This window comes from Pedococcus sp. P2_D7 (genome assembly GCF_056404295.1).
The window spans coordinates 50,615-61,329 of sequence record NZ_JBFUEH010000009.1 but is presented as its reverse complement, the minus strand read 5'-3'; the positions used below and the strand labels follow the sequence as shown (position 1 = coordinate 61,329).

The following is a 10,715-nucleotide window of genomic DNA, read 5'->3' as shown; positions in this document are numbered from 1 at the left end:
CGTCGCACCGCCTCGCCACGGTCTCCATCGCCGAACGCTGCCGCGCCATCGCCGCGCTCACCACCCGCTGCGACGCCAGCACCAGCGCCTCGGCCGCCTCGACGGGCAGCTCGGCGATCTCGTCGTCGGTGAGGGTGAACAGCGCACCGGCAAGGACCGCCGGGTCGGTCACCTGCACGCCCTTCACGCTCTCGAACATGTCTCCCATCGTAGAGACCACCACCGACAGCCGAAGGTCACCCATGGGGAAAACGGTTGGGACGAAAGGGGATTGCGAGCCACGTCGGCAAGCACTGCCGGGACAACAGCCGCACCTCCAGACCCCGCCACCAGACCGCCCGGGGCTCCCCGCAGGCGATCGGCAAGACCACGGGCTACCCCGAATCTCCCCGATCGCGCGCCGGCCTCAGGGCGCGGCACCTACCCTTGCCGCGTGCCCAGCGTCCAGGTCTCCGAGTCGACCTTCCGCCTCGTCCCGCTCCCGCGGGTCTGCGTCAAGACCGGGATCCCGACGGCCGACGTACTGACCATCAAGGGCAGCGCGGCCCCGGCCTGGTCGTGGTTCATGATCATCTTCGGGTTCTTCCCGTGGCTGGTCGCCAGTCTGGCCAGCTCGAAGAGCTACGAGATCCAGGTCCCCATGCAGGCCGCCGTGTGGCGTCGCCATCGCCGCGTCCGTCGAGCCGCTTTCGTCCTGTTCGTGGTCGGAGTCACCCTCGCCATCATCGCCGCGACCCAGGGGCGCCAGAACTCCGCGTTCCTGCTCTTCCCAGCGTTCGTGGGGTTGGCCGTCTACGCCGGCAACGAGTGGTTCAACACCATCGGGGTCCACCTCTCGAGGGATGGCGGCCTCCTGCTCACCCGCGTCCACCCGGAGTTCGAGCGGGCCCTGCTCGACTTGACTGTGCGGGAGCCGCGCGGGAGCCGCGGGGCAGACCACGCCCCAGGGACCTGACGACCCCTCAGCCCTTGAGCACCGACATGGCGGCGTTGTGGCCCGGGATGCCGCTCACCCCTCCGCCGCGGCGGGCGCCGGCTCCGGCGATGCGAATCGTCGGGTACACCGTCTCCACACCCCAGCTGCCGACCTCGGACTCGCTCTCGGCCCACGGCCACTGCAGCGAGCGGTGGAAGATGTTGCCGCCCGGGAGGCCCAGCTCCGCCTCGAGCTCGACGGGGGTGCGCGCCTCCAGGCAGTACGCCCCCTCGGGGTCGCGCAGGAGCACGTCCTGGATCGGCTCGGCGAGCACCGAGTTGAGCGACCCGAGCGTCCGGGCGAGCGCGAGGTCCTTCGCCGCGTCGTGCTCCTCCCTGGTGCCGCGGAACAGCCGAGCCGGCAGGTGCAGGCCGAACAAGGTGAGCGTCTGCGCGTCGGTGGCCGCCAGCTCCGGGCCGAGGATCGACCGGTCCGAGAGGCTGTGGCAGTAGATCTCGCACGGCGGCAGCTGGGGCACCCGCCCGGCGTCAGCGGCGGCATACGCCTCGTCGAGCTGCGTCCAGCCCTCGTTGATGTGGAACGTGCCGGCGAAGGCGGCGGCAGGGTCGACCGACTCGTCACGCAACCGCGGGAGTCGCGAGAGCAGCATGTTGACCTTGAGCTGGGCGCCCTCGGGCGCTTCCTCGGTGGGCACCGGGTCGGCCCCTGCGGCGCCGAGCAGCGAGTTCAGGACGGCGGGCGCGCAGGCCGCGTGGATCGTGGCCGCTCGCGCCGAGCCGCCCTCGAAGTGCACCTCCCCGTCCGGGTCGACCGCCAGCACCCGGGTGGAGGTGCGAAGCTCGGCACCGGCGGCGACCGCCGCCCGGGCGAGCCCGTCGGTGACCGAGCCCATGCCGCCAACCGGCACGTCCCAGTCACCCGTCCCGCCACCGATGAGGTGGTAGAGGAAGCAGACGTTCTGCCGCAGGTCCGTGCCACCCATCCGCGCAAAGGTGCCGATGAGGGCGTCCGTCGCGACGATGCCGCGCACCGTGTCGTCCGAGAACTCGGCCTCGAGCACCTCGGCCAGCGGGCGGCGCACCAGCGCGTCCCACAGGTCGTCGTCGCCGACGAGCCCGGCCACGTCCGCTTCGGTGCGCAGGGGCTCGAGCACGGTCGGGAAGACCCGCTCGGCCAGGTGCTGGACCCGCCCGTAGAACCGCTGCCAGGCGGCATACTCCCGCGGGCTGCCGGTGAGCTGCGCGAAGCCGGCCGCGGTCGCCCCGGGGTCCCCGTGGTCGACGAGCAGCCCGCGGGCGGGCTGCGACGGGACGGGAGTGAACGACGAGAACCGTCGCCGGATCAGCCGTACGTCGAGGTCGAGGTCGGTGATGACCTGCCGTGGCAGTAGTGAGACGAGGTACGAGTAGCGGGACAGCCGCGCGTTCACGCCTGGGAACGCCTGCGCCGACACGGCGGCGCCACCGACGTGGTCGGCCGCCTCCAGCACGAGCACGCGCCGGCCTGCACGGGCGAGGTATGCCGCGGCCGTGAGCCCGTTGTGCCCCGCACCGATGACGACGTCGTCGTAGTCCACCGGGCGAGCCTACGGGCCGCCCGCGGCGGCCTCGACGCCACCCTCCCCCGGGCTGCGAGCGCTGGTCGCGAGCACATGACATCTGTCATGCCGGGCGCGGGGGACGACCCCGTCCGCCCCACACGACCAAGCCAGCGGAGGTCGTGATATCACGAATGGATAACAAACCGGTTGTGGGGTGATCACATTTCGGACAGGCAGGTCTTCACTGTGAAGGTCCAGGTCACCCGCGTTCTTGTGGAGCGTCGCGGCCGGGCGCCAGGAGGAGTTCCCACCGATAGAAGGCAGGGTCCACGTGACACACACGGTCCACTCAGGAAGGCGCAGGGCATACAGCCTGGTCGCCATTGGCAGCATGGTGCTCGCCGGCTTCGTCGCCAGCACCGGCTCTGCCGCAGCCGTTCCACCCACGGACAAGGCTGGCGGAAAGATCAAGCACGGCAGCGACAACCTCCGCCCGCCGTTGGCGATCAAGCAGGACGCCCTGCGACAGACCGCTCTCCAGCGCAAGCTCAAGGGCGACAAGGCGATGCAGGGCTCGGTCGCCAAGCTCGGCAAGGGTCAGTACGTGGACCTCGCGAACGAGGGCACGGACAAGATCTTCGTCGTCATCACCGAGTTCGGTGACCAGCAGTACCCGAACCCGATCTTCCAGGGCCCGCCGCCTGACGGCAGTACCACGGACGTGACCGGACCGCTGCACAACCAGATCCCGGCGCCGGACCGCAGCGTCGACAACTCCACGCTCTGGCAGCAGAACTACGACCGCGCCCACTACGAAGACATGTACTTCAACCGGATGAAGAAGTACTACGAGACGCAGTCCTCGGGGCGCTACTCCGTCGACGGTGCTGTCACCGAGTGGGTGAAGGTCCCGTTCAACGAGGCCCTCTACGGACGTGACTACTGCGGCGACATCGTCTGCAACACCAGCAAGGCGCTGGTGCGCGACGCGCTCGCCGTGTGGGTCAAGGCCCAGCTGGACAGTGGCCAGACGATGGCCCAGATCCAGGACTACCTGAAGACCTTCGACCACCAGGACCGCTACGACATCGACGGTGACGGCAACTTCGCCGAGCCCGACGGCGTCATCGACCACTTCCAGATCGTCCACGCCGGTGGCGACCAGGCTGCCGGTGACCCGAACCAGGGCTCGGACGCCATCTGGAGCCACCGGTCCGGTGCCAACATCCAGGCTGGCGGCCCGCTCGGCGTCGGCGTCAACGTCGGCTCCAACGGCGGCATCGTGTCCAGCTCGCTGGTCCCCAACAACCCGACGGGCGTGTGGGTCTACGACTACACGGTCCAGCCCGAGAACGGTGGCCTCGGCGTGTTCGCGCACGAGTTCGGCCACGACCTCGGCCTGCCCGACCTCTACGACACCTCGGGCAACACCGGTGGGGCGGAGAACAACACCGCGTTCTGGAGCCTGATGTCCTCCGGCGCCAACATCGGCGACGGCAGCCCTGACGGCATCGGCGACGCCCCGACGGACCTCGGCAACTGGGAGAAGTTCCAGCTCGGCTGGCTCAGCGCCCAGGGCACCAGTGGCCCGTTCTACGAGGTGGCCCATGCCGGTGCGAAGTCGACCCACAAGCTTGGCCCGAACACCCCGGCCACCAAGTCGCCGCAAGCGGTCTTCGTGCTGCTGCCCGACAAGAAGCGCGTCGATGACGTGGGTGTGCCCGCGTCCGGGACGCAGTTCTTCTACAGCGGACAGGGCAACGACTTCACGCACACCATGACCAAGACGACCGGGATCACTGCCGGGTCGCTCACGGCCAAGGTCCGCTACAGCACCGAGCCCGACTTCGACTACGCCTTCCTCGAGGCCTCCAGCAATGGCGGCACCTCGTGGACGCCGGTGCTCACCAACCGGTCCAGCACCACGGACCCGAACAGCAACAACCCGTCGCACACCGGGATCACCGGCACGTCGACCGGGTTCGCCACGGGTGCCTACGTCGACCTGACGGCGACCCTGCCGGTAGGCACCAACGCCCTGCGGTGGCGCTACACCACCGACCCGGCGGTGATCGGTTACGGCATCGCCGTGGACGACGTCGCCATCAACGGGACCGTCGTCGGCAACGCCGAGACCGACGAGGGCTGGGTGCTCGACGGCTTCACCCGCACCACCGGAAAGGCCGAGAGCTTCCACTTCAACGCCTACGTGCTGGAGAACCGCCAGTACGACGGCTACGACGCCTCGCTCAAGACGGCCTACAACTTCGGGTTCCTCAACACCAGGCCCGACTGGGTGGAGACGTACCCGTACCAGAACGGGATGCTCATCAACTACTGGGACGAGTCGTTCGGCGACAACAACGTCGGCGAGCACCCGGGCGGCGGCCTGATCCTGCCGGTGGATGCCCACCCGCAGTTCAGCCACTGGCCGGACGCGACCCTGATGCGGCCCCGCATCCTGGCCTACGACTCGACCTTCGGGCTCGAGCGGACCGACGCGATCACGCTGCACAACAACAGCGTGGCTGGGTCGATCGCCTCCAAGCCGGCGGTGGCAACCTTCGATGACACCAAGTCCTGGTGGTCCAACTCCGACGAGCACGCCGCCACCGGCGCGCACGCCGGTCGGTACCAGCCCGGCTGGTACGGCGTGAACGTCCCCAAGACGGGCACGACCGTCACGGTCAACGGCATCGCCAGCGGTGGTCACCTCAACATCACGGTGGCCCCGAAGTAGGTCTGCTGGTCAGCCAGCGCAACGAAGGGCCCCGTCAGCCAGCAGGCTGACGGGGCCCTTCCCCGTGGCGGGTGCTAGCGCGGCGACTGGTCGTCGACCGGCGCGTGGTCACGGCCCCCGTCGATCCCGGAGGTGATCGGGGCGTCGGCTGGGGCATCGGGTGTGGCGCCCGTCCCCGCGTCGGCCGGAGCCGCGGCGGCGGAGTCCGGGTCCACATCGGTGAGCTCGGGGATCTCGGGGTCGATCTCCTCGTAGCGCCGGTGCAGCTCGGAGGCGTCCGGCTCCAGGCCGATCTCCTCCAGCTCGGACGCCACGGCGGCGACCACGGCGTCGGGCCCCTGGCCGGCCGCCTTCGCCTCGCCGCGCAGTTGCGCGGCGACGACCTCGTGCCGTTGCTCCTCGGTCAGCTCGTCCTCCGAGCTGCTCTGTGCGACCTCGAAGCTATCTCCCATGAACTCCTCCTCAGTCGTGTCGCCGCACGGTCGGGCGACCTGCTTCGAGTCTGTCCCCGCGACCCGGATCGCACCACTGGAGTCCTCCACCCTGGCGGAGCTGGACGCGGCTGCCGGGGGTGGACGCGGCTGCCGGGAGTGCACGCGGCCAGCGCCGCTGTCGCCCAGGGACAGCGAAGCAGGGCCCCGGGATCGGTGATCCCGGGGCCCTGCCGTGTCGTGCGCGCACTGACCTCGGTCAGCGCGTCAGGTCACTTGAAGCTGACCTGGACCTGCAGCTGGTTGCCGCCGTCCTCCGACTTGTTGACCTTCATGACCGTGCCCGAGCCGGCAACCTTGACCGAGGACCAAGGGTTGGCTGCGGACCAGTACCTGTTCGGGTCGCTGTCGTCGAAGACCGGGATGGCCGGCTGCGACGGGACGTTCAGCGCGGTGCCGTTGCGGTGGAAGGTCACCGCGTCGGTGCGCTCGAGCCCGAAGGTGGCGTCCCACGGCTGACGCCGGTTGCCCAGCTTCACACCGTCGGCGAACGTCACCGGGGCCGGACGGGCGTCCACCGGCAGCGACTGGCCGCCACCCGGGTGACCCGAGGTGTTGTTGTCCGTGAACTCGCCGTCCACGTACCAGACCAGCAGGCCGTTCTGGTAGGGGAACCGCTCCACCCAGTCGGGCTTGGTGTTGCCCCAGCCGAAGTTGTACGGGCCGGTCTTGAGGGTGTTGTCGTACCCGGTGTAGGTGCGGTTCTCAGCCAGGTAGTAGTGGCTGACGACCTCGGACGTGGAACCGGTCATGCGGGTGAACCCGTTGGCCGTCCAGCCGTTGGTGCCGCCCTCGACGTCGTCGGTGACGGTGGTGCCGCCGACCGTGATGGCCAGGTCGTCGAGGAACGGGCCCTCGAAGTGCAGGCCGCCGTCGGTGGCGTAGCGGAAGCGGAACTGGACGCTCTTGCCGGCGTACGGCGTGAGGTCCCACGACTTCTGGGCCCACGGGGTGAGGCCGGCGTTGTCGGACGGACCGGAGATCGGCGCTGCCGCGTCCTTCCAGGTCGCGCCACCGTCGGTGCTCACCTCGGCGTACAGGTAGTCGTAGTCCTGCTCGATGTTGTACTGCAGCCAGGCCGAGACCGAGCCGGTGGTCGCGTTGGTGAGGTCCACCGTGCGGGTCAGGGTGTTGTTGAGGCTGTCGTTCGCCCCGCCCCACCACTCGTACGAGCCACCGTGGGGGGTGTTGTAGTCGGTCTTGACCGTCTTGTCCGGCAGCGTGACCGCGAGGGCCTGGTAGGTCGAGGTGCTCTTGGGCTGGTCCGCCGAACCGAGCTTGACCGTCATGTCCGTGCCGTAGGGCACGGTCTTGTAGTCGAGCCAGCCGAGCTGCAGCTTCTCGAGCGGGCCCATGTAGCCCGGGGTGGTGCCGATCGAGTCGGTGCCGTGGTTGAGCCACGAGCCACCGGACATCAGCGTCCAGAAGCCGGTGCCGTTGTCGCCACCCGCGGTGTCGTAGTAGTCCGGCAGACCGAGGTCGTGGCCGAACTCGTGGGTGAAGACACCGAGGCCACCGTTCTCGGGCTCGGTGGTGTAGTCACCGATCCAGATGCCGGAGTTGCCGAGCGGCACGCCGCCGAGCTTCGCACCCTCCGGGCCGGTCTTGCCGGCGTCGGTGGAGTACGCGTACCAACGGTGCGACCAGATGGCGTTGGTGCCCTGTGCACCACCGCCGGCCTCCTCGCCCTCACCGGCGTGGATGGCCTGGAAGTGGTCGATGTAGCCGTCCGGCTCGTTGAAGTTGCCGTCCTGGTCCGCGTCGTAGCGGTCGACCTTGTCGAACTGCTTCAGGTAGGTCGTGATCTCGGCGTCGCTCTTGCCGGCGGCCTTCTGGGCGTTGTACCAGGCCGTCGCGGTGTCCTTGACGTAGTTCCAGTAACCGTCGGCGTTGTTGCTCTTGCCGTAGCGAGCCTCGTTGAAGGGCACCGTGACCCAGTCGGAGACGTCACCCTTGGCCACGAAGCGACCGTTCGACTGCTTCAGGTAGAAGTCCTTGAACGACTCACCCTCGCCGAACATCATGTCCTGGTAGTGGGCGCGGTTGAAGTCCGCGGTCCAGTACGTCGAGTTGTCGTCGGTGGCGTTGCCGTCCCAGACGCGGTCGGGCGCGGGGATCTGGTTGTGCACCGGGCCGGGCGTCGCGTCGAAGCCGGTCTTGGTCTGGGTGCCGAAGTCGGTGAGGACGGTGAAGATGTCCTCCTCGCGCTCGACCGGGTAGGACACGAACCGGTCCGTCGCGGCCTTGCTCCCCTTCGGAGCCTTGGCGTTGCCCGCGAGCTTGATGACGCGCTGGCCGCCGCGCATCTCGGTGGTGGCCTCGCCCTTGACGAGCTTGTCGACGGCCTCCTTGCGGAGCGCGCGTGCGGCGTCGCCCAGGGGGTTCGGCAGGTCGTGCTCCCGGTTGGCAGCCTTGGGCTCCGAGTCCTTGGACGCAGGGGTCGCCTGCGCAGGAGCGGAAACCAGACTCAGGGTGACGGCCGCGATGGCCGCACCCGAGAGAGCGCTCAGATGACGTCTCTTCACAAATCCTCCAGTTGAAATTGGCGGTCCTTGTTCGGACACGCAAGGGCGACCCAAACACGGTTGCGCTACCAGACCAATGGTTCGGTGGTTAAGAACTTGGTAAAGAAACCTCTGAACGGTGGAGAAGGGCGTACGTGGGAGCACGAACCCCGAAAGATCCGCGGTCCACCGCGCCCGTGCCCGACAACGCCGCAACTGTTCCCCTCGCCCGAAATAGCCGATCTTCCGGAGCCAGCGCCCGGAGGGCCGGGAGGACGGAGGTGGCTCCCACGGTCGGCACCCACGGTCGACTCCCACGGGGTCCGGCCCGTCGATAGGGTCCTTGCATGAGCGAGCAGCCCCCGAGTTCCGCGCCGGTCCCCGGCTCCACCGCCGCCGCAGCCGGGGAGGTGGCCGCGCCCTACGGCACCGGCGCCCAGGCCGCGCCGCAGCGCCGCGTGCGCATCCCCCACCTCCGGGCGATGAAGGAAAAGGGCGAGAAGTGGGCCATGCTCACGGCCTACGACATGTACTCCGCGGAGATCTTCGACGAGGCCGGGATCCCCGTGCTGCTCGTCGGCGACTCGGCCGGCAACAACGTCTACGGCTTCGAGACCACCGTGCCGGTCACGGTCGACCACCTCGTGCCGCTGGTGCGCGCGGTGACGTCGGCGGCCAAGCACGCGATGGTCGTGGCCGACCTGCCGTTCGGGTCCTACCAGGCCAGTCCGCAGCAGGCCCTGGCCACGGCCACCCGCTTCATGAAGGAGGGCCTGGCCCACGCGGTCAAGCTCGAGGGCGGGAAGCCGATGGTGCCCGAGGTCGAGCTCCTCGTCCGGGCCGGCATCCCGGTGATGGGCCACATCGGCTTCACGCCGCAGAGCGAGCACGTCCTCGGCGGCTACCGCGTCCAGGGCCGTGGCGACTCCGGCGACCGCCTCGTCGAGGACGCCGTCGCGCTGGAGAAGGCCGGTTGCTTCGCCATCGTCATGGAGATGGTCCCGGCTCCACTGGCCGCGCGGGTGACCGAGGTGCTGTCCATCCCGACCATCGGCATCGGTGCGGGACCCGACTGCGACGCGCAGGTCCTCGTGTGGCAGGACATGGCCGGACTGCGCGGCGGCAAGGCGCCGCGGTTCGTCAAGAAGTACGCCGACCTCCGTGGCGAGCTCGCCAGGGCAGCCGCCGCGTATGCCGCGGACGTCGCCTCCGGCGCGTTCCCCGCCGGGGAGAACTCCTTCCTCGAGTGAGCCGAAACTCCCGCATCGGTAGGACGCGACTCGGGGATCTCACCCGCTAGCGTCCCCCCGGTGGGTCCCGACCGGGCCCGCCCCACACCGAGGAGGACACCCGTGCCCCAGCGACTTCGCACCACTGCGCTCGTCACCGTCACCGCCGCCTGCACCGCCCTGGCGCTGGCTGCCGCCACCCCGGCAGCGGCCACCAAGCCCGGGAGCGGCAGCGCGACCGGCACCGGGAAGGTGTTCATGGTGAACCCCGTCCAGTCGTCCGGCGACCAGACGCTGACCGACCAGAAGGACTCCGACGCCGCGGTGCCGGCCAGCGCCTACGCCACCGTCCCCCTGCGCAACCTCGACGGTTCCGGTTACCTGCGCGGCAAGTGGGCCAACGTCGAGTCCTCCACGGGCACACCGGCATTCAGCACGACGAACACCTTCAACTACACCCGGCACCAGGACCAGTTCGAGCAGGTGATGGGCTACTTCTGGGTCAACCAGGCACAGGAGTACCTGCAGTCGCTCGGCTTCGGGTCGACCCTGCCGGGCATCGTCAAGCAGCCCTTCGACGTCAAGATCGACCAGTACGGCGGCGACAACTCCTACCAGACCTCCAAGCCCTACCGGATCCGTCTGGGCAAGGGTGGCGTCGACGACGCGGAGGACGCCGAGGTGATCGTGCACGAGTACGGCCACGCCGTGCACGAGTCCCAGGTCCCCGGCTTCGGCAGCACCCTGGATGCCGGCTCGATCGGTGAGTCGTTCGGCGACTACCTCGCGGTGTCGGTCGGGCTGGCCGCCGCAGGTCAGTACGGCTGGCCGGTGCGCGCCGAGCAGGCCTGCCCGATGGACTGGGACGCCACGTCCTACACCGCTGCGCCGCACTGCATCCGGCGCTTCGACACCGGGATGACCGTGAAGACCCGGGAGGGCGAGGTCCACGCCGACGGCCAGATCTGGAGCCAGGCGCTCTGGGAGATCCGGCTCGGGTACGTCGCGATGGGCAAGACGACCCGCAACTGGGACACCACGCTCATCGACGCGCAGTTCCGCTTCGCGCCGGACACGTCGTTCTCGGCTGCGGCCAAGACGACCTATGACACCGCCCTGGCCCGTGACGGCGCGACCGCCGCGGCGTTGGTCAAGGCGCGCTTCGCAGCGCGCGGCATCAGCTTCTAGTCCCCCGCTGCGGCGGTGCACCGCACCGCCGCAGCGCCAGGACGGCACAGCCCAGCGCCATGTCGGGCGGCTCCCCCGGGCAGCCC

Annotated in this window: 8 protein-coding genes; 4 read left to right on the top strand and 4 right to left on the bottom strand. The window is 69.4% G+C overall.

Translation table 11 applies throughout. The features are described 5' to 3' along the window. The coding region (locus tag AC1DWJ_RS18965; protein ID WP_477621671.1) for a hypothetical protein at window positions 1-199 on the bottom strand (199 nt) is incomplete at its 3' end. 234 nt (window positions 200-433) lie between these two features. Between AC1DWJ_RS18965 and AC1DWJ_RS18960 the strand changes: the two genes are divergently transcribed. Next, window positions 434-955, top strand: coding sequence for a hypothetical protein (locus AC1DWJ_RS18960; RefSeq protein WP_477621670.1), 522 nt, complete (start codon window positions 434-436; stop codon window positions 953-955). A 7-nt stretch (window positions 956-962) separates the two neighbouring features. On the opposite strand, the gene AC1DWJ_RS18955 is transcribed toward AC1DWJ_RS18960, so the two are convergent. Then, window positions 963-2,513: a phytoene desaturase family protein gene (locus AC1DWJ_RS18955; RefSeq protein WP_477621669.1), complete on the bottom strand. Its 1,551-nt coding sequence runs from the start codon at window positions 2,511-2,513 to the stop codon at window positions 963-965. 295 nt (window positions 2,514-2,808) lie between these two features. On the opposite strand from AC1DWJ_RS18955, the gene AC1DWJ_RS18950 reads away from it, so the two are divergent. Beyond that, window positions 2,809-5,217: an immune inhibitor A domain-containing protein gene (locus tag AC1DWJ_RS18950; RefSeq protein ID WP_477621668.1), complete on the top strand. Its 2,409-nt coding sequence runs from the start codon at window positions 2,809-2,811 to the stop codon at window positions 5,215-5,217. A gap of 74 nt (window positions 5,218-5,291) precedes the next feature. On the opposite strand, the gene AC1DWJ_RS18945 is transcribed toward AC1DWJ_RS18950, so the two are convergent. Then, entirely contained in the window at window positions 5,292-5,669 is a 378-nt protein-coding gene (locus AC1DWJ_RS18945) for a hypothetical protein (RefSeq protein ID WP_477621667.1), read from the bottom strand. Window positions 5,670-5,920: 251 nt separating this feature from the next. After that, window positions 5,921-8,233, bottom strand: coding sequence for an immune inhibitor A domain-containing protein (locus tag AC1DWJ_RS18940; RefSeq protein ID WP_477621666.1), 2,313 nt, complete (start codon window positions 8,231-8,233; stop codon window positions 5,921-5,923). Between the two features lie 326 nt (window positions 8,234-8,559). Between AC1DWJ_RS18940 and panB the strand changes: the two genes are divergently transcribed. Both panB and AC1DWJ_RS18930 read left to right on the top strand, forming a co-directional pair. After that, entirely contained in the window at window positions 8,560-9,462 is a 903-nt protein-coding gene (gene panB / locus AC1DWJ_RS18935; protein ID WP_457256582.1) for a 3-methyl-2-oxobutanoate hydroxymethyltransferase, read from the top strand. A 102-nt stretch (window positions 9,463-9,564) separates the two neighbouring features. Next, window positions 9,565-10,629, top strand: coding sequence for a M36 family metallopeptidase (locus AC1DWJ_RS18930; RefSeq protein ID WP_477621665.1), 1,065 nt, complete (start codon window positions 9,565-9,567; stop codon window positions 10,627-10,629). Window positions 10,630-10,715: the final 86 nt, after the last annotated feature.

Coding starts and splice junctions, on each gene's coding strand:
- AC1DWJ_RS18945 (WP_477621667.1), bottom strand. CDS start 5,669: ATGGGAGATAGCTTCGAGGTCGCACAGAGCAGCTCGGAGGACGAGCTG.
- panB (WP_457256582.1), top strand. CDS start 8,560: ATGAGCGAGCAGCCCCCGAGTTCCGCGCCGGTCCCCGGCTCCACCGCC.